The following is a 24421-nucleotide window of genomic DNA, read 5'->3' as shown; positions in this document are numbered from 1 at the left end:
GGCCCTTTAGCTCCCCATGCTGCCGGTAAACGTAAAGTTGGCTGTTGTGGTGGTGCCCTGAAGACTGTTAGATGCGGTCGCCGGCAATTTCACCAGCAGGCAAAGGCTTTCGGTGCTCGCGGCGGGCAGCGTTCGGGCAGAGGAAATGAGCGTCCCGGCGAGGGGCAGGTCCGCAGTTCCCAGCAAGGTACCGCTGCAGGTCCCGGTCGAAGCAACGTTAGTGGCCGTCCCACCCAGATAAACGCTGACTTTCAGCGCCGCTCCAAGTTCACCGCTAGCTGCTCCGGTCAGGGTGTAGGCGAGCGGCACGGTGCCGGAGTTGGAGACCGAGACCATCCCGGCCTTGCTCACTCCCGGGTACATCGCCGGCATGTCCAGCGTGGTTAGCGCCACGGTATCGGTAAAAGGGCCCTGGGGAACGGTGCTCAATTTAAGATCCAGTGTTCCTGCACTGAAGGTGGCGGTGGCCGTGGACTCATCGGTCCAAGCGGCGAGGGTGCCAACGGCGCCCAGACCCAGGACCATTCCAGCGGCCAGCAGCGCGCGGATACGGACACTTCGTTCGGCAGATTCCATAACTCCCCGCCTCCCCAACCGGGGGATTTCGGATCTCATGATGCCTGCACCTTGGTGCGTGCGCCCCCCGACTTCCGCACGGCCTTCCGTGCGTCCATCATCGCACCTACACCCATGAAGACGGCATAGCCAAGGAGGAGAATCACTGCGGATCCTACACCCCAGATGCGCTGCTCGCCCGTCAGCAGCGAGTTCAGATAGCCTGCAAACGGAATGCTGTACCAGACCACGCCGCGGATCTGGCCGGCCTTGACTGGCTTCTCGTCCGGGTGCGGGTTGGCGTCCCCCTGCGTGGTGAAGAGGGTTTCTCCGCCCAGTGTCTGCGACAAGGAAATTATCCGATGGGTGACCACTTCTGGCTCGCCCGAACGGAGTTGGTAAGTGATGGCGTCGCCGACCTTCAGCTCGCTGGCTTCGACCGGCTTGGTGACCACCAAGCTACCTGGCGGCATCGTGGGCCGCATAGATCCCGTCAGCACGGTGTATGGCGTTGCCCCTGTTGCCCGAGGAAGGCCGATCATGGCCACGAGCAGGGTCACGATGGTCAGCAGGAGCATCCACGACGCGGTCTGCAGGATCCACCACAATGGACCCGTTGGCCGGGCCGCCGACGTCGATCGGGATGCCGAAGTTTTCTGGGATCCCGAGGGCTGAGTCATGGTCATAGTTTCTGGTCACCCCTGAAAGTGAACGTCGCCGTCGTCGAACCTGAGGCGGCAGCGATTGGTGCATTGGCGTCGAGTTCGACTTCAATACAGAGAGTTTCGAACGACGACGGCGCCAGTTCCCTTCCGGTGAATGTCGCCGTCCCATCCAGCGGATCTTTGAAAGGAAGGCCCACGTCCTGGGTTTGTGAAACCTCGCAAGCTGCATCATCCGTGACGGTTAGGCGCAGCCAGGCGGCCAGCGTTTCGTCAGCCGGGCCAGCAGCTGCGGTGGTAACGGCACTGAGACCGTAGACCATGTCCGTGCTTCCGCCGTTGCTGATGCTGAGCGGTGCCCGGACGGACTGTCCCGGGACGAGGTTGCTGGCTGTCAAAGCGGTGAACACGTATGCTTCCTGACCGCCGACCTGCAGCACCATGCTGCCCGAGGAAACGGAGCCGGCGTCGACTGTGGACTGATCGTGCCAGAGGGCTCCGGTGGTGCTGGTCGAAACCAACAGGACGAGCACCACCATCCCCGCAAGAATCAGCCACAGTACGTTTTTCATTGTGTGTTCTCCGGCAACAGCAGGAGCTGCTAAGCCTGCTCGAGCTTGAGGGCAAGTGCGGTGAGGTCGATATCTGCGTTCTGGCCGATTACGCCCGTGACGTTTTCGAATACCACGGTGACTGTGACATTCACGCTGTAGGTTCCCGCTGAAGCGAAGGTAATCGTTCCGGTTGTTCCGTTGACGACAAGCCCCGGGACTGTTGCGGCGTTGGAAGCCACGGTGACGTTGAGGTACGGCGCGGCCGTCTCTGCCGATGTCTCGAAGGCAGTTTTGAGGATTTTGAACTCGCCGTCCAGGTTGTCGCCTTCGGCCGTGATGGTTACGGGCGTGGTGTATGTGATGGTGTCGCCGGGAACGATGTCGAAGTCGGCGATGTTGGTGATTGTTCCGGTTGTTCCGGCAGTTGCGTCGTACCAGCTGCCGGCGCCGACGGCCATGGTGAGTACACCTGTTGATATTGAGGCCGGGTCAACGGAGTCAGTGTCCTCCCAGAGTGCGAAGGTACCTGCTCCCCCCAGGAGCAGGATGCCTGCTGCGCCGGCCGCTATTGCGCCTTTTGTTGCTTTGTTCATTTTGTGTCCCCCCTGAGACCTATTTACTGCTGAGAACTTACTGCCGGGACCTGAGCGTCCCGTTGCAATAATTGTTGCGATCTCGACTCAAGGAGCGATTGAGTTCTTCCTAGCATTGACGCAGGAATGCTCAAGAGTTGGTCAAAACGACCTGGATTTAGGCCTGCGGCGGGGGACCGTCAGCCGGGAGCGCGACCGTAAATGTGCTGCCGCCGCCTGGTTTGCTGGTGCAGGAAATCGCCCCGCCATGACGCTCCACTATGGCCTTGGTGATTGACAAGCCCAATCCCACGCCGGGAATCCGGGCTTCCTTCGCGGCAGCGCTCCGGTAAAACCTGGTGAAGATCCGTGACGTTTCGGCTTCCGTCATGCCCATTCCAGCGTCCTGGACTTGCAGCCGCACCCAACCGTGTTCGGCGCGCGCGGAAACCTTTACGCGGCCTCCATCAGGGGAATACTTGATGGCGTTGGAAACCAGATTATCCAGCGCCTGGCCGATCCGCAGGGGGTCCACCTGCACCCAGAGAGGGGCCGGAACATCCGTATCCAATTCAACCCGGGAGCGTTCGGCTTGAAGGTGTGCCGAGCCGATGCTGGTCTCCACCAGCCCTGCCAAATCCGTCCGCTTCGGATAGATGTGCGCAGCCGTGGAAGCAGAAACCAGAAGATCGGACACCAGCGCCAGCAAACGTTCAGCATTTCGCTGAGCCACTTCCAGACGCCCCACTGCTGAAGGAGGAAGCGCCTGCTCGTCATCCAGGACAAGATCCAGATTGCCAATGATGGCATTCAGCGGGGTACGGAACTCGTGGGAAACGTTGGCTACAAACTCGTCTTTGGAAGCAATGGCTTCCACAAGACCCGTTACGTCGTTAAACACCACGACGGCGCCGTCAAAGTCGCCGTCGTCGTTGCGCATAGCGCGCGCGGCAGTGGAGACCGCCCGCTGACGTGATCCATCTTCCAACCACACGAGGTGATCTGCGAACGTCTCGCCCCGAATAGCCCGTTCCACCGGGTGCCGATCGGGAGGGAGGGGCGTTTTTCGATCCTGGCTTAAAAGCAAAGGCTGTTCCCCTTCAGAACCTGCGGCACCTTCTGCTTCGCTGGGATGCTCTCTGGACTCAAAGAGGCTCTGCTGGTGATTTACCAGCAGTAGTTTACCTGCGGAATCCACAGCAATGATTCCAACGTCGACGGTATCCAACACCGTGTGTAGCAGCCGTTCGCGTTCTTTGCTTTCTGTAAGCAACGCCCGCATTTCAGCGTCCTGCCCTTCAAGCTGCCGCTGCTGGCGTCTCATACTGACACTGGCAAAACGTATGGCAAGGGAAACAGCCAGCATCATAAACGGCAAGAACAGTGCGGTCATAATGTCAGCTGGAGTGATATTTGGAATCTTCGCCAACAGAGAAGGCAGCGAGATCATCAATGGCCCGAAAAAGCTCAAAGTGATGCTGGTTCTGGCCGAAACGCTGGCCGCGGAGAGCCAGATAACCGGGAATATCGCCAGGACACCCAGGCCCTGTAAACTCGCGCCAGCTCCGTTGCGGCTTAATCCGATGGCGATAAGGTCTAGGATGGGGATGAACAGCGGCGCTTGGGGGCCCAGTTTTTCCCATGGGATGAGAAGGCAACTCGCAAATATTGCGGCATGCATCAAAAGGGACACCATAAATAGCTGGCTGCTCAACACGCCTGCCCAGACAGCAGGGGCCGCCACGACCAATATGCCGATAATCAGCGTCAGCGGCAATTGGCACAGCGCTACCTGGGCACGAGTTCCCACCCTACGGAAGTAGCGGTCGATGGTCCGCGCAATAAAGCTGTCGCTGGATTCTGTATTTTGCATTTGCTGTCATGATAAATCACACTGGCCCATTCGTGATGAAAAAAAGTAGTGCTAAGTGACATTGAGCCTTGTAGCGTGGATAGTGTTGCAGTGAATGCCGCATTGGCGCTGGGCAGATGAGGGAATTCACCGGACATGGGGTAACAAATGAACGATCTTGGGGTGGCCGTCGTAATCGAAGACGACGCCGACATGCGTAACCTTTTGGAAGCGGTTTTGGGGCAAGCCGGCTTTGAAGTTCATTCGGCAGCCGACGGGCGCGAGGGGGTTGAAATTGTTCGGGAGCATCAAGCCAACGTTGTGACGCTTGATGTTGGCCTGCCGGACATTGACGGCTTTGAGGTGCTTCGGAGAATCCGCAACTTCAGCGACGCTTATGTGGTGATGCTGACGGGCCGAACAGAAGAGCCTGATGTTTTGATGGCGCTTCACGCCGGAGCCGACGACTACATCGCGAAACCCTTCCGGCCACGTGAATTGCGGGCCAGGGTCGCCGCAATGATGCGCCGGCCCAGATACCACGGCGAGGGGGCGCAGCCGCCGTCGGCTCCGGTACCTTCGGCAGTTCCGGCAGCCCAGCAGGACACCGCCGTCCTGCGGCACAACGGCCTGGACCTGAACCGTAAAACCCGTTCAGTAGTGCTCCGCGGTGAAGCTTTGGGCCTCACCCGCAGTGAGTTCGACCTTTTGCACGAGCTGCTCCGCGGTGGGGGCGCTGTGTGCACGAAGGCGGATCTCGTCCGGGTCGTCCGGGGGGATTACTACGAAGAGAATACGTACATCAGCGAATCCGACGAGCGGGCAGTTGAAGTCCATATTGGGAACCTCCGGCGGAAACTCAGGGAGGATCCGCAGTCACCACGCTGGCTCCAGACGGTCCGTGGAGTAGGTTACCGGCTGGCTCCATCCAAACCGGATGAGTCCAACTGAAACCTTACTCAGCGACTTCCAGGTACATGAACCGGAGCTCGCGGATGGTTTGCCCTCCATGCTCAGCAATATCTGCCAGGAGGGGATTTGCAGCTGTGTAGTCTTCACGACGGATGAGCTTTTCCAGGCTTTCGGCCAGCCACGCGAGTCGCTGTCCACCCACCATGGCGGAGGCAATCTTCAGGCTGATCACAGCGTCCATAGCTGCCGGCCAGTCTTGGGTCGCAACAGAAGCGGCGAGTCGACGGAACCGCTGTTCCCACATGTCGGTGTAGTCGCTCACAAACCGTTGTGCCACGGCCCGGCCATCCAGTTGGTCTTCCAGGTCCTTCAACACTGCGGGGTCCACGAGCAGCAGGTCAAGGACTCCGAAGTCTGCTGCCAGCCTGGCATGCCCAAGCGGTGCTGCTGGCATGAAGCGGCTGACACCACCGTCACTGGACATAGGGCTCGGAATCGACATGGGTTAAGGCTACTTCCTGATTTGGCGGAACTGCCCGCCCTCGGTATATCCTGCGGAAACATTGTGGCTTCCTTGAGAGCCGCAAAGCTTAGCCCTGACGCCGTTCATTGGCTAGCGGAAGTGTAGATGGCGGCCGTGTTCATTGGCCCGCGAAAGTCATGACTGTGTTGACGACGGCTGGGCCCAGGATGGCGATGAACAGCACGGGAAAGATAAAGAACAGCAGCGGGAAGAGGATCATGACCGGAAGCTTCATGGCCTTCTCCTCGGCCCGCTGCCGGCGCTTGACTCTCATGACTTTAGCCTGAACCCTCAGGACCCGGCTAATGGCAATGCCATAGGTATCAGCCTGCACAATGGCCTGGACAAAACTGCGGAGCTCCGGAAGATTGGTGCGCTCGGCTAGGGCCAGATACGATTCCCGGCGGCTCCGCCCCACCTGCATGTCCTGAAGCGTGCGGACCAGTTCTTCGGCTAGAGGTCCTTTACCGTTCTCTCCGGCTCGGGCCATGGCGCCTTCGAAGCCCAATCCGGCCTCGACTGCGATGAGCATCTGGTCCATTGTATTGGCCAATTCGAGCTGCATTACCTTCTGGCGTTCGCTGCCTTTGCTGTACAGCATGAGGTCGGGGATGAAGTACCCAAAAAAGAGGACCACCAGGCCTACGAGCTTGATCATGGGTGCAGGGGAGCTGGTGCTGATCAGGAGCCCCACTCCCGCCCCCATCAGTCCCAGGATCGGCTTAGCCGCAAGGATACGCCCCAGTGGCCAGGCGGGCGGCCTGCCTGCAAGCGAAAGCAGCCGGTCGAGCTTACGGGCGTAGGCAGGTGGCGTGAGGCGGTAGCCGATGGAAGATAGAAGGCCGCTGCTGGGTTTTTCCGGGGCCTGAACGTCCTGCCTGCCGTGGCTGAGTATCTCCACAGTGGCGGCCCGGGCTTTGCGATCCACAGACAGAACGGACCAGGTGAGGTAGCCGATGGGCACAGCTACCAGAAGGAGCGAGGAGAGTATCAAAGGGTTCATGATTCAGCTCAGAACTTCAGGTCGATGATTTTGCGCATCCATAGGCTGCCGATCGTCATGAGGACGACGGATAGCCCGATCATGCCCCACCCCAAGGGGTGGGTGAACATCGGAGTCATGTATCCAGGGTTTATAGCCATGAGCATGATTACGATCCCTATTGGCATCGCGATCAGAATGTAGGCGGAGAACTTTCCCTCCGCGGCCAAAGCCTTGATGTGGCCCTTGATTTCTGACCGCTCACGAATGGTCTCGTTCACCTGATCGAGGACCTCCGCCAGGTTGCCACCGACTTCCCGGTTGATCTGGATAGCCTGGGCAATCCAGACGAAGTCTTCGTTCCTCATTCGCGCCGCTGTATCTGTCAGTGATGCCAGCAGGTCACGGCCCAAGCTGGTTTCCGTTATGACCCGACGCATTTCTTCCGACGTGGGGCTCTGCGACTCCACGGCTGCGGCATCCACGGCGCGCAAAATACTATGACCGGCACGAAGGCCTCCGGCCAGCAGCTGAAGGGTGTCCCCCAACTGCTGATCGAACTTGTTGCGCCTCTTGCCAGCCCGGAAATTGAGGACCATGTGGCCAACAAACGGCGCAAGGATAAACAGGAGGATGGCGAGGACAGGCCCGAGGACAATCATGCCAACCAACGCGCCCACAACACCACCGGCCAGCACCAGGACAATGAATTCGGCCTGCGTCATCCGGAGTCCTGCATGCTCCAACTTCTCCCGGTTGAAGAGGCGGAGGCTCCCACCCTCAAGGGCCTTGTCGAATGCCTGCACGGTGGAACCCGCGATGCGGGTCAGCTGTGAGGGTGGATCGGCTTCAAAGGGGCGTCGCCTGTCGAGGGGCACCTCTGGGGCGGGCCGGACGATGACGGCAAAGCCCAGTAGCACTACAGCTGCAAGGAAGATGGCCGCTCCGGCTGTCAACATCATGGCCGGGCCACATTCGAGGATCCGGGAGCGGCCGGAGTGGCAAAGACCCCGGGTGAAACATGGATTCCCAGATCCTCAAAACGATCGATGAACCGGGGGCGAATGCCGGTGGCTACAGGGCTGCCCAGGAAACGGCCGTGCTGATCGACGCCTGCTGAATAGTCGAAAACGAAGGCATCCTGAAGAGTGACGATGTCGCCCTCCATGCCTTGGACCTCGGTGACGTGGGTGATTCGCCGGGTGCCGTCCCGCAGGCGGGAGATCTGGACGATCAGGTTCACGGCCGAGGCAATCTGCTCCCGAATAGCCCGGAGTGGCAGATCCATGCCCGCCATTAGCACCAGCGTCTCCAAGCGGGCCACCGCATCGCGGGGTGAATTGGAGTGGACGGTGGACAAGGATCCATCGTGGCCAGTGTTCATAGCCTGAAGCATGTCCAGGGACTCACCGCCACGGACCTCACCCACTACAATGCGGTCAGGCCGCATACGGAGGGAATTTCGAAGCAGCTCGCGGATGGTCACTTCGCCCTTGCCCTCGGTGTTTGGGGGACGGCTTTCCAACCGGACTACGTGCTCCTGCTGGATCTGCAGTTCTACGGCGTCCTCAATGGTCACAATTCGTTCGTTTTCGGGCAGGAAGGATGAAAGCACGTTCAGCAGGGTTGTTTTCCCTGTACCGGTTCCACCCGAAACGATGATGTTCAGCTTGGCTTTGACGCAGGCGTTCAGCAGTTCCGCCATCTCCGGGGTGAGTGTTCCGAAGTCGATCAGGTTCTTGACGGTCAGGGGCACTTTGCTGAATTTACGGATGGTAAGTGACGAGCCACCCACAGCCAGCGGAGGGATCACTGCATTTACGCGTGAGCCGTCTTCAAGCCGGGCATCAACCAGGGGTGAAGACTCGTCGATGCGCCTACCCACCTTGGAAACAATGCGTTCAATCACTTTCCGCAGATGCGCCTCTGAGCTGAAGCGGGATTCTGTCAACGTCAGGTGTCCCTTCCGCTCAACGTAGATCTGGTCCATGCGGTTCACCATGATCTCGGTGACTGCCGGGTCGTCAAGGAGCCGCTGCAGGGGTCCATATCCCAGGACGTCATCAGCAACGTCACGAACGAGCCGGGATCGCTCCTCGGCTGACAAGGGGACCTGTTCCGTGTCGATAATCCGCGTCAGCTCTTCGCGAGCCGTGGTCCTGAGCTCGTGTTCGGTGACCGCTGAATCATTGAAGCGGGTTCCCATGCGCTCAAACAATGCTGTGGCAGCCCGTTCTTTGAGAGCAGCAAAGACGTCGACGGGTTGCTGGGTTTTGGGCTTGGGCACCTCAAGCTGATCCACAAAGCCGCCACTTGAAGGGGCGCTCGCAGGCGCAGCGTGCATTGTGGAGGATTCTGCTGAAGCCGGCTTGGGACCAGGCCTGCGGGCCTCGGCACGCTTGAATTCACTCAATTTAGGCTGGCTGGGTGCTGCTCTCGAATAGGTGTGAGCAGGGGGAGCGGTGGTTACCGCAGCAGCTGTCTGCTGGGGCTGGCCCTTAACTTGGGCCGCCTGGATACGTTCCGAGAGTTTCATTTAGACAACCACCCTTCGATGCAGCTTTCGTTGTGCCTGCGCCCGCCAGGCTGGATTGAACCTGTCTACCAACTGACGTAGGCCCTTGGTTGCGGGATCTTTCACCGGCTCCTGAAGGACAGGAATGCCACGGTTCGTGGAGAAGGCGACTGCACGTGAACGGGGGATACTGATGTCCACTGGGGCGCCGATAGTGGATTCTACGTCCTGGACTGTGAGCCCGGCCTTCGCATCGGCCATGTTGAGGACCACATGGCGGGTCTCCGGAAGGATGTCGAGTTGACGCAGGACATCCAACCCGGAACGCAGTCCACGCACACTGGGGATGTCCATGCCACTGACCCACACCACGTCCGTGCACTGTTCCATGGCTGCCAAACCGATCTCAGGGAGACCGGGGGCAGTGTCGACAACGACGTACTGGAATTCTTCTGCGAGCTGTTCCAGCAGGCGGTTGATCTGTTCCGGGGTGATTTCGTCTGCTTCCACAGGGGTTCGCGGAGCACACAGGGCATAGATGCTTCCTGGATGAACTGTCAGGAAGGCCTTCAGGACCAGTGAGTCCTGGGCTGCGGCCGGGGAGACGGCGTCCGTCACCGTGTGTTCGGGATTGAGGTAAAGGCCTGAGGCGACATCGCCAAACTGCAGGTCAAAGTCCACAATCACCACGCTCATCGGTGCGATTTTGCCGAGACCGATAGCGATGTTGGTAGCTATTGTGGTCTTGCCCACGCCTCCCTTGGGCGAAAAAACGCCGATGACCAAACCCCGGGGAGTATTGGGGGAGCCAGGCTCCTTCGGTTCGTGGGATCTATGTCGGCTGGCAAATGACTGGCACGCCCGTTCCAAGAGCACGCGGATCTGCGCGGGGTCGGAAGCTGGGCTGAGGATGTCCCTGATACCTGCCCGCATGGCTTGCAGGATGAACGAGGGATCCGGTTCATTAACGAGGACAACGCTCAGCTCGGGAAAGCCAACGGCCAATACTGTGGACAGGCGCAGCGCGTCATCAACAGGAACTTCGGGCCCCAAAATGAGCACCTGTGGAAATTCCTGGTCCAGCTGGGCAAACAGCTCGTGGGGGTCACTGGGCAGTTCACTCGTAAAGAAGGTTTGCACGCCGCCTTGCAGTCCGCCGGCTACAGCCTGACGCAGACGGTTGTCGAAGCCGACGTCGGGCGTCACCAGTACGAAGCGGCTCACTTGTAGACCTCCGGACGCTGCATGATGCGGGGCCCGTTATCCTGTGCATCGAGTGGCTCTCGAGTGAGCCAGATGGTGGCATACTCCGCGGCGAAGATGATCTTGGCGGCGTCCACGTCGTTCACTGCTACCGTGAGCATCAGCGAACCCGTGGGAAGGGTTGAATCGCGGGGATCTGTAGTTGGTTCCGCACTCGCAGCCGGTTCCGGTTGCGCTGCTGCTGCAGCTTCCGGGGCCCGTTGGACTGCAGTCACTAGGGCCTTATGGATGGCCAGCTGAGTGGTTTCCTTATCGGACTTCGCTTCCAGCCCACCTTCCTTCATCGAGATAAACACCCCGACGTGGTCGCCCGGAGTTAGCCGCCCTCCAACAACCCGCTGGGGTTCCAGCTGAAAGGACACCTCCTGAAGTCCGGCGGGGACTTCAACTGAGCCGAATGTCTTCAGTTCTTCTGGTGCCACGAGGCGCTCGGCCACCAACTGTTCGCCTGGAACGAGGTCCACCGCCGCTACTTTTCCGGTCACACCGTCGAGAGTCTTAAGGGAGCTCTCGGTAACGGAGGCACCGGGCAGCTGTTCGACTGCGACTGACGCCTTGATGGCTTCAACGGGCGTACCGGCAGGGATTGCCTGCTTCACCACCAGCACGTCCACGGGTTCCAAGTTCTGGACGGCGCGCTGATCGGCTCCCTGGGCATAGCTAAACATAAGCACAGCGCCGACGATGGCCAGGACTACCGCCGCGACTCCTGCCAACAAGCGTGACTTCACTGACTGCTCCTGAAAAGTTCTAGTTCGAGGTTTCTCATGGCTCGGATCAACCGGTAACTTCGACGACGGTGACGCCGTCTGGGTCTACCTCGCCCAAAGTGTAGCCATCAGCCAGCGAGACATATTCGACGAAAGTACCGATGATGCCCCGGCATGGTTCTCGGCATTCAAGGCCAGAGGAGTTGTCGGTAGATCTGTTGCGGAATGTGTAAGGGAGCCCGGGCGTGCCGAATTTCCACCCAACCACTCTGAAAGCGGCGAACGTCTTCAATCCATAGATGGCGTTAGTTCCGGTTCCGGTAACGGAATTGAAGATGGGTAACAACAGAATGACGTCTTTGCTTGCGTTCATGTCCGCCGCCCAGGAGTTCAGCGTGACCTCGCAATTCGGCGGCGGATTGTTGCCGGTATCTCCGCCAGCGGTGCTGGCTGTTATGTCGATTATGGCTCCGCAGATGCCGGTACCTTGCTTGAGACCGCCGAAGCCCCCTTGAACTGCCGCGCCGGATGGCCCATAAAGGCAGTCCGGATTGGCATTGTCCCCGTGGAGCTGGAGTAGTTGCATCACACCGGCTTGACCGCGGACCTGGCAGATGGAAACAGTAATCGGGAACGGAGTAGGACCTTTCACCGGGCTGCCCCACTGGACGCTGGATGTAGCGTTGACCTCGGCACTGGAAATACCGAGGGCGTTGGCAAAGAACAGTGACACCCTGTTTGGTTCCTCGCCCTGTTCCTGTGCGCTGGCCATCACCTTGACGGTGCGGTTCGGAAGGTCGAGCGCGAGGGATCTTACGTTGCTTCTGCCATCAAGAGCGTTGCCGTTGACCATGGTCGTTGCAAGGGCCGAGGTTGTAGCGCAGTTCGGATCGGACGCGTTCCTGGCGCATCTCTGTGCCACCACCAGGGCGGCGGCGTCGGCGCCGTTCTGAAGCTGTGCCTTTTCGGAATAGAGCATTCCGACGTCCACTGCGATTGCACCGAATCCCAAGAGCACCACCATGAGGAGGGCCACAATAACGCTGATGCCGCCGCGTTCTTTGCCTTGGCGTAACTTCAGCCGCCGCATTGCATAACTCCTCTGCCTCTCATGGCGAAAGGTCCTGCGATTCCTGTCAGCGTGGTGAGATTGTATGTGACCGTCACCGTCATTTGCGTGTTAGCGGGGCAGGTTGCAGCACTGAAGGTGATTTGTGAGTCGACAAGGCCTGGGGTGAGGCCGACGGCAGCATTCCGTGCCGCTGTCCTCGCCGATGCCTGGTTGCCGGAGATTGCCATGACCCGGACGCCTTCCCGGGCGGCATTGGTCAGGGTGGCCTGAGTGTTATAGGCGCGGCCGAACTCCATGATGCCCATCAGAATCATGATGAGGACGGGTGCCAGGATGGCGAACTCGACAGCGACGGCGCCGCGCTCGGAGGCCCTGGACATGGTGTCGCCTTTCATCTATTGGTAGCTCTGGCTAAGGCGCCGAAGGGGTGGTGGAGGGTATCGCCTCCACCACCCCTTCCGTTGCTTGCGGCTACGTGCAGCGAGCAGCGAAGGTGGTTCCGCCTGCAGGGTTGTACGTGTCACCTTGAATGGTGCACTGAACCTGTTCGAACATCTCATTCAACGTGGTGCCGAGGAGAGCAACGGCGACGATGATCACGACGGCGATGAGGCCTACCATGATGCCGTATTCGACGGCAGTGGCGCCTTTGTCTTCGCGATGAAGACGGGCAAGAAGACTGGTGTAGAGAGAAAGCATTTGAGACTCCTGAGCGAGTATGGGGAGGCTGGTCCTGCACCAGCTCTGAAAAAACATAGCAACGCTTGACGGGGTGTTGACGGGAACTTGCAACATCCTGTGCTAAGGCTTCCCAATCGGCCCTTTTTCCTGCACAAATCCTGCGCAACCTGCGTTTTCACTTGGGGTTAGCTCAAGACTGGTTCTTGCCTCCGTTGCTCGGCGCCGAGGTGCCAAGCAGATTGCGCCCTCACGTAAGAGGACCCCCCGCGGTCTGGGTTCCGCGGGAGGTCCGGTCTTTGTCCTGGTCGGGCAGGGTGTCAGGCGTAGAGGCCTGAACTGGGTCTACATCTTTCCCATGTAGTTATCCATAATGCTGATGGCGGCCGGGCCGATAATGATGGTGAAGAGTACGGGCAGGATGCAAAACATCAGCGGGAAAAGCACCTTGACCGGCAGTTTCATTGCCTTCTCCTCGGCGCGCTGACGTCGTCTGACGCGCATCTGTTTGGCTTGGGTACGAAGAACTGCGGCAATGGCGATGCCGTACGTGTCCGCTCGAACCACTGATCGGACGAAACTCCGAAGGTCAGCAGAGTCCACCCTTTCGGCCATCGCCAAGTAGGCATCTTTGCGGCTTCGCCCCACCTGCATGTCCTGCAAGGCCCTGCCAAGTTCGACAGCCAGAGGTCCCCGACCGTTGGTGCTGGCTCGCGCCATAGCCCCTTCGAAGCCAAGCCCGGCTTCAACGGAGATCAACATTTGGTCCAGGGTGTTGGGTAGTTCCAGAGCAATGGCCTTTTGGCGTTCAGCACCCCTGCTGTGAACGATAATATCCGGTGCTAAATAAGCCAGGGCCGTGACGAAGAGAGCCAGTAGAAAGCCACCCGGGGATGGGGATTTTAGAACTACCAGTAGCGCCAGAAGGGCGACAACCAACGCTGCCGCCGGTTTCACCATCAGGAACCGCTCCAGGGGAAACCCGGCCGGACGGCCTGCTTTGGCGAGAAGCTTGTCGAGCCAGCCAGCATACCCTTTGGGAGTGAGGCGGCGGCCGACGTCCGCAAGAGCGGGGCGCTCTGCCAGGGCCGCCGCTGAACCCATCGCGGCACCTTTCACAGCACGGCCCAAGTTGCCCTGCACGGCAGCCAATCCCCGCCGATCGACAGCTATCAATGACCAAACGATAAAGGTGATGGGCATGATGATCATCCCGATGATCATCCAAGCGATGTTAGACATTGAATTTCCCCCTAGAACTTAATCTTGACGACACGGCTGAGCCAAAAGGAGCCAATCGCCAGTTGTATCAGGGCGAAGACAACCATGCCCCACCCGAGCAGACTGGTGAACAGGGTGCCGAGGTAGGATGGGTTGGCGAAGTTAAGGTAGATAAACATGCCTACCGGCAATGCGATAAGGATGTAGGCAGATAGCTTTCCCTCAGCACTAAGTGCTTGTACCTGCCCCTTGATCTCTGCCCGCTCCCGGATGGTTTCCCCCACATGGTCGAGGACGTCCGCCAGGTCGCCTCCGACCTCGCGATGGATCTCTATAGCCTGGCCGGTCCAATCGAAATCTTCGCTTCGCAGGCGGAGGGCGGCCTCCGCAAGGGACTCGCTAAGATCCCTGCCAAGCCGTGTTTCCGTGATGATCCGAGTGAACTCCTCAGAGGTCGGTGCCTCAGCTTCCTGAGCCACGGCATCAATGGATCTCAACAAGCTGTGCCCGGCGCGAAGTCCACCTGAAAGCATCTGCAGGGTTTCCCCGAGCTGGGATGCGAACTTGGCCCGTCGGCGGGCGGTGAGGAAAGCCAACCATATCTTGGCTGCAAAGGGAGTCACGGCCAACAAAAGCAAGCCGAAGATAATTCCACCGAGGATAAAACCCACGACGCCAGCTGTTACAGCAGCACAGGCCACGAAGAGGATGAAGTCGGCCTGCTTGAGGCGCAATCCGGCCTGTTCCAATGCATCTGGCGAAACGAATTTGACGTTCTTGCCGACCCCACGGTCAATAAACGAAACCGCAGTGTTTGTGGCTTGAGTTAAAAGCGACGCTTTATCAACGACGTCTGGCCTGCGTCGCGATAGCGGAATGGCAGAACCCGGGCGAAGTACCAGCAAAAGGCCGATCGTGAGGGCTACGAAACAAAGACCAACACCAAAAGCCAAAAAGACAGGACTTGTGGTAGTCATCGGTATCCGCCTCCCATGGGCATGGCTCCAAAAACCGCCGGCGAGATGGTGATACCAAGGTCTGCAAAATGGTCGACGAACCTGGGTCGGACCCCGGTGGGTATGGGTTGGCCCAGGAAACGGCCATTCGCATCCACTCCCGCGCTGTAGTCAAAGGCAAAGGCATCCTGAAGAGTAACGATGTCGCCTTCCATCCCCTGGACTTCAGTGATATTGGTTACCCGCCGGGTGCCATCGCGAAGGCGGGAAATGTGGACGATAACGTTCACTGCTGAGGCAATCTGCTCACGTATTGCACGGAGCGGGAGGTCCATGCCGGCCATAAGGACCAGCGTTTCCAGGCGGGCAATGGCATCCCGGGGAGAGTTCGCGTGGACCGTTGAAATTGAACCATCATGCCCAGTGTTCATAGCCTGCAGCATGTCCAGCGATTCGCCGCCACGGACTTCGCCTACGACTATCCGGTCAGGTCGCATGCGGAGGGAGTTCCGAACAAGATCGCGAATGCTGATTTCACCCTTGCCCTCGATGTTCTGTGGCCTGCTTTCCAGCCGGACCACATGGTCCTGCTGGAGTTGGAGCTCAACCGCGTCTTCAATGGTGACAATTCTTTCGTCTGCTGGCAGGAACGAGGACAATACGTTCAACAGCGTCGTCTTACCGGTGCCGGTTCCGCCGGAAACGATAATGTTCAGGCGGGCCCTGACACACGCGTGGAGCAGTTCGGCCATTCCCGGCGACATTGTGCCAAATTCGATCAGGTTGTTAACGGTCAGCGGCACCTGCCCGAATTTTCGGATGGTCAGCGTGGACCCGCTGACAGCAAGCGGCGGGATGACGGCATTGACACGGGAGCCATCCTGCAGCCTGGCATCAACGAGAGGCGATGATTCGTCGATACGACGCCCAACCTTGGTCACTATCCGCTCGATAATTCGCCGCAAATGCTCCTCAGAACTGAACTTCGCGTTCGTCAGAAGCAGCTTGCCCCCACGCTCTACGTACACGCTGTCGGGTCCGTTGACCATGATTTCTGTCACCGAAGGGTCATCAAGAAAGCGCTGCAAGGGGCCGTGACCCAGGACGTCATCCATGATTTCCTGGATGAGGCGCTGACGCTCCCCGGGGGAAAGGGGAATATCGTCTTCCTCGATCACTGCGCGAAGCTCGTCTTTTACGTAAGCGCTGAGCTCGTCTTCATTCACGGAAGAGTCGCTGATCCGATTGCCAAGACGCTCATAAAGGGCTGTGGCCGCGCGTTCTTTAACGGCACTCAAGGCGTCGCTGGATTCCACCGCGTTGGCTCTTGCTTCAGTAGTGCCAACGGCCGGTGCTCCATACGGAGCTGTAGTGCCGGCGGCCGGTGCTCCGAACGGAGCTGCACTGCCGGGGACTGGTGTTGCGAACGGAGCAGGAGTTCCGGTCAACTGATTTGCCGCAACCGGCTCCGGCGACGTCTCCAGATTGTCGTATCCTCGAACAGCATTCAGTCGCTTGGACAAATTCATGACACTACCGCCCTTCGGTGCAGTTTCTTGTGTGGTCTTGCTTCCCAGTTCGGCCCCAAGCGGTCGACCAGGTGGTGGAGGCCCTTTGCTGCTTGGTCTTTCGAGCCGTCTTGGAGCAGGGGGACGCCCTTATTGGTGGAAAACGGCACCGTTCGCGACCTTGGCAGAACGACGTCAACGGGGCAGCCGATGGTGGCCTCAACGTCGTGCAGCGAAAGCCCGCTTCTCCGGTCGGCAAAATTTAGGACAACATGGCGGTGTTGCGGCAACAGATCGAGCTCCTTGAGAATGCGGAGACCCGTCCGTAGTCCCCTTATGCTCGGGATGTCCATTCCGCAGACCCAGACAGCATCAGTGGCAACTTCCAACGTGGCCAGAACGTGCTCGCCCAAACCAGGCGCGGTGTCCACAACGACGTACTCGAATTCGCTTTGCAATTGGCTTAGTAGCTGGGTTATGTCTCCGCCTGAGATACCGTCGATGTCGGCCGGATCATGGGGGGCGCACAGGGCGTAAAGTCCTGCTGAATGCACGCTCAAGTAGGATTTGAGGACCATTGTGTCGTGAACCGCTGCTCCAGTCACAGCATCGGAGATCGTTTTTTCCGGGGCAAGCATGAGCCCGGAAGCGACGTCTCCGAATTGCAGGTCAAGGTCGACAACTACTACTGCCATGGGGCGGCTCTTCGCTAATCCCACGGCAATGTTCGTTGCGACTGTTGTCTTGCCCACTCCGCCTTTCGGCGACATAACGGCGATGACCCGGCCGCCCTGTCGCTGCCCCTCTACGGAATTGCCAAGGCCCCGACGTCGCCCGGCTGATGCCAGGCTGGCACGTTCAAGCAGGATCCTGATGGTATCGACGTCGGCCTGGGGATCCAGCAGATCCCGTATTCCGGCCCGCATCGCCGGCAGGGCGAGCTCTGAATCCCCAGCCGCAACGAGGACGACGCTGATCTCCGGATACTGGAGATCGAAGAGACTGGCCAGCCTGAACGCATCTTCGAAGGGGAGGCCAGGACCGAGAAGCAAGACTTCAGCCGGATCGCCGGTCAAAAGGCGAAGGACATCATCTGGGCCCGGGGGAAGATAATCGGCCTGGATGGCGTGCAGACTGCCGTGGACACCTGACGTAGCTTGCCTGACGCGGCGTTCGAAGTCAGCGTCTGCGGTGATCAGGACGAAGCGGCTCATTGGAACAGCTCGGCTTTCTTGATGACTACGGGCGTGCTCTCACTGGCTGTGTCAGGCTCCTTCGTGAGCCACAACTCTCCGAACTCGGCGCCCACAGCGATCTTCGTGGCGTCGGTGTCATTCCGGGCGAAGGTAACAATGAACGAGCCGGTCGGCAGTTGGGTGTTGGCCTTTTCGGCGGGGTCCGTCTCGGCTGTGGATTTCGTGGCCTTAGGCAGGGCCCGCTGGACGCTGGTGACCAGAACCTTGTGGAAGACCATTTGTCCCGATTCCGGGGCGGCACCGGCTGGAAGGGCACCATCGGCGAACAACATAACTATTCCGACAGTGTCGCCTGCGACAAGCCGGCCACCAATGACTTTCTCGGCGCCCAGCTCAACCGATATCTCCTGCATGCCTGCGGGAACAGGCACGGACCCTGGTGCGGACAGACTTTCCGGGTCAACCATGCGTGCACCCAAGAGCGCTTCACCCGGCAGGAGTTCGACGCCGGCGACCTTGCCCTGCAGCCCTTCGAGGCTCTTCAGGGCGCCGTTGGGAACCGAAGCTGACGGTACGGACTCGAGCTTCACTGCGCTTTGTATGGTTTCGAGGGTTGCGCCCTCCGGAATCTGGTTCTGAACAACCAGGACTTCTTGGGGTTGTAGGTCCTTTTGAGCACGTTGCTCGGAACCTTGTACGTATGAGACCAGAAGCAGAGTGCCAACTATTGCCAGCACAAGTGCTACAGCGCCTCCCAGTAGGCGAGTTTTCAATTTGGTTTTTCCAATCTGTTAGATGGTGGGATCTAGCCGATGAGTCGGGCAGTGGTTCCGCCCAGGTTTGGTCCGGTACCCGTGAGGCCCTCTTCAAATGAGAGGAAGCGGACGAAGTGGCCTTTGATGCCGCGGCAGTCGCCGGTGCAGGCAGGTGCGGTGGTGCTGTTCCAGTTCAACTCCGGCTGACCGCCGAACCTCCAGCCAGTGGCCTGGAAGGCAGCAAAACCGTAGATGGTGTATTCTGCATTGTTTCCGGACTCCCCGTTGGTCTCCTGGAAGATGGGGATCAACGTTGGACCCGTCTTGAGGGCATCCAGCTTGGCCTTACAGGAGGCCGGGAAGTTGTTTCCCGGATCGCTTCCGGCGGAGGCGTCATCTACACTGACGTCGGCGGTGCATGTCCCGCTGTCATCCTGATCAAGCCAGCCGAAGCCACCTGGTACAACATGTCCTGTTGGCCCATTGCACGTAGTCGTGGGCGCCTTTGTGTCATACCGAATGAGTACGTCGGTCAGAGATGGGTCACCGGTGAAATCACCAGTGGCGATGAGGTCCTCTAGCTGCTCCTCACTCAGCGCTTGCTCAAAAACGCACCAGGAGAAAGTCCACGGCAGAGTTGGTCCGGCACCTGGTGGTCCCCAGCTGGCACGTGCGGATGCGCCGATGTCAGCGGTGTCGATTCCCAAGGCGCGGGCGAAAGTCAGTGAAAAGTGATTGTTGCCATCGGTGTCCCTCGATTGGGTTGTGACATCGACTGTGCCGGCACTTGTATCAACAACCAGGTTTTGGATATTGGTCGCATTGTCCAGCGTGTTGCCATTTCCCATGGTCTTGGCCAAGTCATCAGGCGCGGTGCACTCTGCGGACGAAGAGTCATTAGCGCAAGCCTGGGCAACCGCTAGCGCGGAGGAATCAGCACCATTTTGAAGTTGGGAGTGTTCGGAGTACATCATGGCAACATCGACGGAGAATGCCGTCATCCCCAACAATGCCACCATGAGCAGAGCTGTCAGGGGCGCCACGACGCCCCGCTCCGAATCCTCGCGTGTTAGCCGCCACATCGCATTACTCCCCTTGAAGAAATTGAAATGTCCGTTGGCATTCCTGGAACCAATCCAGGGAGACCAGTGAGATAGCTTGTGTTGAAAGTGACTGTCACTGTCACGTTGTCCCCTGGCGAGCACGCCCCGTCGTCATAGGTAAGGGCAACATCGGCCGGTTCCAGCGCAACAGAGGGAGCAGCGGCGACGCCGGCGTTCTGCGCGTCTTCGTCGCTGTAGTCCGGATCGGCATAGTGGATTGCCGCGTGGCGGGCAGCTTCCCTGGCCGCTTCAGACAACGACACCTGAATGTTGTAAGCGCGGCCAAATTCAAAGATGCCTAAAACCAGCATTAAAAAGATGGGGAGAATCAGTGCAAATTCGACTGCTACAGCACCTTTTTCGCCAAGCCGCGTTGCGGTGCGTTTGTGCCCGGGAAATCTGCTGCGCCAAGACAAGTTCTGCATCAGAAACCCCCGATAACTGTTTCGAAACCGGGCAGGAGTTGTTCTCCAAGGGTGGTAACCACCGCAATGATGACAGAAGCGATAAACGCAACCAACAGGCTGTATTCGACAGCAGTTGCTCCGGTTTCTGATTCGGGCAATCGACGGGCAACGGCCAGTCCGCTCAAGAGAGCGGTGAGCCGGCGAAGAGATTTTCTAGCCACGAGTTCCCCCTGGAGAAAACGAAAGACCTAAGAGAATGACCTAAGAAGTGAAAGACCTTGCGAGACGAAGATCTTGGAAAAAAGTAGGATCCAGTGCGGTGCCTGCCGGTGGAGCGGGAAGTCCGCTGCCGGCAGGCCCGCCCTGGATCTTGCTTGGGAACGACTATTCGACTACGGGAGCCGCCGGTTCCGGCATCTGGTCGACGATCGTCTGGAACGCAAGATCAATCTGCCCGCCGAGAATCACGACAGTGCCGATGATGACAGCTGCGATCAGGGCAACCAGCAGACCGTATTCAACGGCAGTTGCGCCCTTTTCGTTGGAGAGACGATCCTTTACGCCGGCAACCATGGCGAGAAATGAGACCATAAGAGAAGTCATTTTATTATCCTTTTCAAGAGATTGAATTACATTGAATTGGTTTACGGAATTCCAGCTGCCCCCATTTCCCAGACGTCTGGAGTTCCGTTGGGACAACAATTGCATGGCGCAAACACGGGGAACAATGAGTGGCTGTACTCGTCTTTTTCCAATGAAATTCAGGGCAGCACTTAGCCAGGAATTGGGTGTACTCAGTTTCTCGAGGGGTCCCTAACTGCCGACTACTTGGTTTACTAAGTAGCCTTACCAATCAAGGCGAAGCAGGGTGCTTGCTAACCGTCAGATCGGCAGCAGAATCACGGCGAGAGCGGCCGCGAACATGGATGGCCCAAAAGCCACTTCTGAAGGCTTTTCTCCGCGTGCTGCCCGTACCAGGACGGCCGTGACCACTCCGCCGGCCACGAATCCGAGGGCCCCGCCGTAGAACACCTGCGACCAACCCAAGTAGCCAAGGTACAAACCGAGTGGTGCGGCAAGTTTCACGTCGCCCATTCCAATGCCGCGGGGCGAGATTATCGCCAAAATCAGGTAAACGGTGAAGAGGATGGCCGCCGCAACCACCCCTCGAAGCAGTGCATTCCAGGAGGGGGAGGCAGCGGCTGCGGCAGCAAGCAATGCGGCGCCGGCCATGAGAAGCGCTAACACCAGCCGATTAGGTAAAAGGTGATGGCGAATATCAATCAAGGCAAGCTGAACGGCAAGAATTACCAGCACTAAATAGGCAGCAAGTGCCCATGATTGGCCAAACCGTAATGCCATGGCGGCCGAAAGGGCCCCGGTGAGCGCCGCCGTCGTGATTTTGAGGCGGACGGAAGCGTCAACGCTGAGCCGCGGAACGGCTTTCCGGACGCCTATCTCCGCCAACAACCCGAGACCGGCACCGAGCAGGCCAATTATCAGGACGAACAACGGCATGCTGGCCTCACCGGTGGGATACACGGACACATTGCTCCTTATAAGGCAGGTCTTATGTTCGGTCTGTCGTTCGGGTCTGGTGCTTGGCCGGCAGGTGGATGGAGACTAGATGCCTTGTCCGGTTACCCCATTTTGACCCGGACGGCCCCTCCACGGTATATTTGACAGTCGTTGTGCGTGTCCTATCTCGATGATGCGTGCCCGCTTGAGAATCCGGTTGCAGGATAACTACTCAACGAGCACATTCGGGACTTCAGGATGACTGGTTACATAGAGCCCTCACCTCTGTTCCGGTAGCGCATAGATAGTAGGTGCACACGCTTGAGTGACACCTAAAAAAGAACGCCAGAATAAGAACGAGGCAAAAACCGTGCGTACGTACACCCCGAAGCCCGGCGATATCAACCGCCAGTGGCACGTCATTGACGCCACAGACGTTGTCCTTGGTCGTCTCGCGAGCCAGACCGCAATCCTGCTGCGCGGCAAGCACAAGGCCACCTTTGCATCCCACATGGACATGGGCGACTTCGTCATCATCATCAACGCCGAGAAGGTTGCCCTCACCGGTGCCAAGCTGGAGCAGAAGCGGGCATACCGCCACTCCGGCTACCCGGGCGGCCTGACCTCCGTCAACTACGCGGAACTCCTGGAATCAAACCCGGTCCGCGCCGTTGAAAAGGCAATCAAGGGCATGCTCCCCAAGAACTCCCTTGCTGCCCAGCAGTTGGGCAAGCTGAAGGTGTACCGCGGTGCTGAGCACCCCCACGCCGCCCAGCAGCCCAAGACTTTCGAAATCACCCAGGTCGCCCAGTAGTCCTGGCCACCAAACAACTTATCTATACAAGGAGAACCGTGGCTCAGAACGAAGAGACCACCGAAGCCGTTGAGGCTGAGGAAACCCTGACCAGCTACACCTCGGAAAGCGGAGCGGCTGCAGAAGCTGCTGCACCGAAGAAGGAGCGCCCGGCCCTGACCGTTGCCGGCGCAGCTGTTGGCCGCCGCAAGGAAGCCGTTGCACGCGTTCGCGTTGTGCCGGGCTCCGGCAAATGGATCATCAACGGCCGCGAGCTGGCCAACTACTTCCCGAACAAGCTGCACCAGCAGGACGTCAACGAGCCCTTCAAGATCCTTGATCTTGACGGAGCCTACGACGTCTTCGCCCGCATTCACGGCGGCGGCATTTCCGGCCAGGCCGGTGCCCTGCGTCTCGGCATCGCCCGTTCACTGAACGAGATCGACGTCGAGAACAACCGCGCCATCCTGAAGAAGGCCGGCTACCTCTCACGCGACGCACGCGTCATCGAGCGTAAGAAGGCAGGCCTCAAGAAGGCCCGTAAGGCTCAGCAGTACTCCAAGCGCTAAATCCGCTTCCCGGAAGCCCGTCCTGTTCGCAGGGCGGGCTTCCGTCGTTAACTGTCTTTTGCGCGGCTCGGCGGGTGACGACGTTCTGCACCGGGTTGTAGTGAACCGGGGCTTTGGGTCGGAGCCAGCGGACCGTCGTCTAAACTTGACCCGATGTCTAGATTATTTGGAACAGATGGTGTCCGTGGCCTGGCGAACGGCCTGCTTACAGCCGAGCTGGCACTGCAGCTGGCCCAAGCTGCCGCCGTCGTGCTGGGTCACGACCGCAACACCAACGGCAGCCGCCCCCGCGCCGTCGTGGCAAGGGACCCTCGCGCCAGCGGCGAGTTCATCGCTGCCGCCGTGGAAGCCGGGCTGTCCAGTTCCGGAATCGACGTCTACGACGCAGGGGTACTGCCAACACCTGCCGCCGCTTACCTGGTGGCGGACCTGAAAGCTGACTTTGGCGTGATGATCTCCGCCTCCCACAACCCTGCCCCGGATAACGGCATCAAGTTCTTCGCCCGCGGCGGCCAGAAGCTCCCTGACGACGTTGAAGACGCCATCGAGGCCGAGATGGGCAATGAGGCCCGTCGGCCCGTCGGCAGCGACGTGGGACGCATCCAGCGGTTCTCTGACGCGGAGGACCGCTACATCGTGCACCTCCTGGGCACCCTCCCGCATCGTTTGAACGGACTGAAGGTGGTCCTGGACTGCGCCCATGGTGCTGCCAGCGGATGTTCCCCGCAGGTCTTCAAGGACGCCGGCGCCGACGTCGTGGTGATCGGTGCCGAGCCCGACGGCCTGAACATCAACGACGGTGTCGGTTCAACCCACCTCGGTCCCCTCAAAGAGGCTGTGCTGCGGCATGGAGCTGATCTGGGCATCGCCCATGACGGCGACGCTGACCGCTGCCTGGCCGTTGACCATGAGGGCAACGAGGTGGATGGCGACCAGATTATGGCCATCCTGGCAGTTGCGCTCAAAACCTCCGGAAAGCTGAAGGACAACGTCCTGGTGGCAACCGTGATGAGCAATCTGGGCCTCAAAATCGCCCTCACCAAAGCCGGCATCAGCATCCGTGAAACAGCTGTAGGGGACCGTTACGTCCTGGAGGAAATGCGCGACGGCGGGTTCAACCTTGGCGGCGAGCAGTCCGGACACGTGATCTTTGCGGATCACGCGACAACGGGCGACGGCGTCCTCACCGGCCTGCAGATTGCAGCACAGGTGGCTTTGACCGGGCGGCCATTGAAGGAACTTGCCACGGTGATGACCAAGCTCCCGCAGGTCCTCATCAACGTCAAGGGTGTGGATCGTAGCCGGGTCAAGGGAGATGACGTAGTGGCAGCCGCCGTGGCGCAGGCTGAAGCCGAGCTCGGAGACACCGGACGCGTGCTGCTGCGCCCCTCTGGCACCGAACCTGTTGTGCGGGTCATGGTCGAAGCTGGAGAACAGGCTATAGCTCAGCGGATCGCTGACAGGCTTGCCGCCGTGGTCCAGAAGGAGCTCGCGCTGGAGCTTGTCACCGAAAAGCGCTCCTGACCGTATGGCTATCAGGGCGGT

The 24421-nt window shown here is 59.3% G+C and carries 29 protein-coding genes; 5 read left to right on the top strand and 24 right to left on the bottom strand.

The window, feature by feature from the left end; genetic code table 11:
• Positions 1-6 precede the first annotated feature (6 nt).
• The 5 genes from M1D88_RS15120 to M1D88_RS15100 form a co-directional block, all read right to left on the bottom strand.
• Positions 7-576 (bottom strand): SipW-dependent-type signal peptide-containing protein, encoded by a 570-nt coding sequence (locus tag M1D88_RS15120; RefSeq protein ID WP_458111601.1) that lies wholly within the window; start codon positions 574-576, stop codon positions 7-9.
• Positions 577-611: 35 nt separating this feature from the next.
• Positions 612-1235, bottom strand: a complete 624-nt coding sequence (locus tag M1D88_RS15115) for a signal peptidase I (protein ID WP_458111600.1) — start codon at positions 1233-1235, stop codon at positions 612-614.
• 2 nt (positions 1236-1237) lie between these two features.
• Positions 1238-1789 (bottom strand): hypothetical protein, encoded by a 552-nt coding sequence (locus tag M1D88_RS15110; RefSeq protein ID WP_458111599.1) that lies wholly within the window; start codon positions 1787-1789, stop codon positions 1238-1240.
• 29 nt (positions 1790-1818) lie between these two features.
• Positions 1819-2364: an alternate-type signal peptide domain-containing protein gene (locus tag M1D88_RS15105; protein ID WP_458111598.1), complete on the bottom strand. Its 546-nt coding sequence runs from the start codon at positions 2362-2364 to the stop codon at positions 1819-1821.
• 157 nt (positions 2365-2521) lie between these two features.
• Positions 2522-3667 carry an ATP-binding protein gene (locus tag M1D88_RS15100; RefSeq protein WP_458111597.1) on the bottom strand — a complete coding sequence of 382 codons (1146 nt, stop codon included), beginning with the start codon at positions 3665-3667 and terminating at the stop codon, positions 2522-2524.
• 19 nt (positions 3668-3686) lie between these two features.
• Between M1D88_RS15100 and M1D88_RS15095 the strand changes: the two genes are divergently transcribed.
• Together M1D88_RS15095 and M1D88_RS15090 are read left to right on the top strand one after the other, a co-directional pair.
• Positions 3687-4166 carry a hypothetical protein gene (locus M1D88_RS15095; RefSeq protein ID WP_458111596.1) on the top strand — a complete coding sequence of 160 codons (480 nt, stop codon included), beginning with the start codon at positions 3687-3689 and terminating at the stop codon, positions 4164-4166.
• A 197-nt stretch (positions 4167-4363) separates the two neighbouring features.
• Positions 4364-5146, top strand: coding sequence for a response regulator transcription factor (locus tag M1D88_RS15090; protein WP_458111595.1), 783 nt, complete (start codon positions 4364-4366; stop codon positions 5144-5146).
• Between the two features lie 4 nt (positions 5147-5150).
• On the opposite strand, the gene M1D88_RS15085 is transcribed toward M1D88_RS15090, so the two are convergent.
• The 19 genes from M1D88_RS15085 to M1D88_RS14995 form a co-directional block, all read right to left on the bottom strand.
• On the bottom strand, positions 5151-5609 hold the full coding sequence (locus tag M1D88_RS15085) for an Hpt domain-containing protein (protein ID WP_458111594.1): 459 nt from the start codon (positions 5607-5609) through the stop codon (positions 5151-5153).
• A gap of 139 nt (positions 5610-5748) precedes the next feature.
• Entirely contained in the window at positions 5749-6633 is an 885-nt protein-coding gene (locus M1D88_RS15080; protein ID WP_458111593.1) for a type II secretion system F family protein, read from the bottom strand.
• Between the two features lie 8 nt (positions 6634-6641).
• On the bottom strand, positions 6642-7574 hold the full coding sequence (locus M1D88_RS15075; protein ID WP_458111592.1) for a type II secretion system F family protein: 933 nt from the start codon (positions 7572-7574) through the stop codon (positions 6642-6644).
• The gene (locus M1D88_RS15070) at positions 7571-9148 is read right to left on the bottom strand and encodes a CpaF family protein (RefSeq protein ID WP_458111591.1); all 1578 of its coding nucleotides are present in this window, start codon (positions 9146-9148) and stop codon (positions 7571-7573) included. Before M1D88_RS15070 ends, M1D88_RS15075 begins: the two co-directional genes overlap by 4 nt.
• Entirely contained in the window at positions 9149-10351 is a 1203-nt protein-coding gene (locus M1D88_RS15065) for an AAA family ATPase (protein WP_458111590.1), read from the bottom strand.
• Positions 10348-11121: a Flp pilus assembly protein CpaB gene (gene cpaB, locus M1D88_RS15060; RefSeq protein ID WP_458111589.1), complete on the bottom strand. Its 774-nt coding sequence runs from the start codon at positions 11119-11121 to the stop codon at positions 10348-10350. Before cpaB ends, M1D88_RS15065 begins: the two co-directional genes overlap by 4 nt.
• A 46-nt stretch (positions 11122-11167) precedes the next feature.
• Complete coding sequence (locus tag M1D88_RS15055) at positions 11168-12190, bottom strand: pilus assembly protein TadG-related protein (protein ID WP_458111588.1); 1023 nt, start codon at positions 12188-12190, stop codon at positions 11168-11170.
• Positions 12178-12552 carry a TadE/TadG family type IV pilus assembly protein gene (locus M1D88_RS15050; protein ID WP_458111587.1) on the bottom strand — a complete coding sequence of 125 codons (375 nt, stop codon included), beginning with the start codon at positions 12550-12552 and terminating at the stop codon, positions 12178-12180. The genes M1D88_RS15055 and M1D88_RS15050 overlap by 13 nt, the downstream gene beginning before the upstream one ends.
• 91 nt (positions 12553-12643) lie before the next feature.
• Positions 12644-12871, bottom strand: coding sequence for a Flp family type IVb pilin (locus M1D88_RS15045; RefSeq protein ID WP_458111586.1), 228 nt, complete (start codon positions 12869-12871; stop codon positions 12644-12646).
• A gap of 324 nt (positions 12872-13195) precedes the next feature.
• A complete protein-coding gene (locus M1D88_RS15040) occupies positions 13196-14092 on the bottom strand; it encodes a type II secretion system F family protein (protein WP_458111585.1) in 897 nt (298 codons plus the stop codon).
• 11 nt (positions 14093-14103) lie between these two features.
• The gene (locus M1D88_RS15035) at positions 14104-15048 is read right to left on the bottom strand and encodes a type II secretion system F family protein (protein ID WP_458111584.1); all 945 of its coding nucleotides are present in this window, start codon (positions 15046-15048) and stop codon (positions 14104-14106) included.
• Positions 15045-16556 (bottom strand): CpaF family protein, encoded by a 1512-nt coding sequence (locus M1D88_RS15030; protein ID WP_458111583.1) that lies wholly within the window; start codon positions 16554-16556, stop codon positions 15045-15047. The genes M1D88_RS15035 and M1D88_RS15030 overlap by 4 nt, the downstream gene beginning before the upstream one ends.
• Positions 16553-17749, bottom strand: coding sequence for an AAA family ATPase (locus tag M1D88_RS15025; protein WP_458111582.1), 1197 nt, complete (start codon positions 17747-17749; stop codon positions 16553-16555). Before M1D88_RS15025 ends, M1D88_RS15030 begins: the two co-directional genes overlap by 4 nt.
• A complete protein-coding gene (locus M1D88_RS15020; RefSeq protein ID WP_458111581.1) occupies positions 17746-18321 on the bottom strand; it encodes an RcpC/CpaB family pilus assembly protein in 576 nt (191 codons plus the stop codon). The genes M1D88_RS15025 and M1D88_RS15020 overlap by 4 nt, the downstream gene beginning before the upstream one ends.
• A gap of 215 nt (positions 18322-18536) precedes the next feature.
• Positions 18537-19568, bottom strand: a complete 1032-nt coding sequence (locus M1D88_RS15015) for a pilus assembly protein TadG-related protein (protein WP_458111580.1) — start codon at positions 19566-19568, stop codon at positions 18537-18539.
• A complete protein-coding gene (locus M1D88_RS15010) occupies positions 19556-19852 on the bottom strand; it encodes a hypothetical protein (protein ID WP_458114620.1) in 297 nt (98 codons plus the stop codon). Before M1D88_RS15010 ends, M1D88_RS15015 begins: the two co-directional genes overlap by 13 nt.
• A gap of 161 nt (positions 19853-20013) precedes the next feature.
• Positions 20014-20217 (bottom strand): Flp family type IVb pilin, encoded by a 204-nt coding sequence (locus M1D88_RS15005; RefSeq protein ID WP_458111579.1) that lies wholly within the window; start codon positions 20215-20217, stop codon positions 20014-20016.
• Positions 20218-20380: 163 nt separating this feature from the next.
• On the bottom strand, positions 20381-20599 hold the full coding sequence (locus M1D88_RS15000; RefSeq protein ID WP_458111578.1) for a Flp family type IVb pilin: 219 nt from the start codon (positions 20597-20599) through the stop codon (positions 20381-20383).
• Positions 20600-20878: 279 nt separating this feature from the next.
• Positions 20879-21544, bottom strand: a complete 666-nt coding sequence (locus M1D88_RS14995; RefSeq protein WP_458111577.1) for a prepilin peptidase — start codon at positions 21542-21544, stop codon at positions 20879-20881.
• Positions 21545-21884: 340 nt separating this feature from the next.
• Here M1D88_RS14995 and rplM point away from each other — a divergent pair, with 340 nt between their 5' ends.
• From rplM to glmM, 3 genes are all read left to right on the top strand, one after another.
• On the top strand, positions 21885-22328 hold the full coding sequence (rplM, locus tag M1D88_RS14990; protein ID WP_015937805.1) for a 50S ribosomal protein L13: 444 nt from the start codon (positions 21885-21887) through the stop codon (positions 22326-22328).
• Positions 22329-22366: 38 nt separating this feature from the next.
• Positions 22367-22876: a 30S ribosomal protein S9 gene (gene rpsI, locus M1D88_RS14985; protein WP_309108168.1), complete on the top strand. Its 510-nt coding sequence runs from the start codon at positions 22367-22369 to the stop codon at positions 22874-22876.
• Between the two features lie 153 nt (positions 22877-23029).
• A complete protein-coding gene (glmM, locus tag M1D88_RS14980) occupies positions 23030-24400 on the top strand; it encodes a phosphoglucosamine mutase (RefSeq protein WP_458111576.1) in 1371 nt (456 codons plus the stop codon).
• Positions 24401-24421 lie beyond the last annotated feature (21 nt).

The organism is Arthrobacter sp. R1-13 (assembly GCF_054161475.1).
This window is presented reverse-complemented; position numbering and strand designations above follow the sequence as displayed.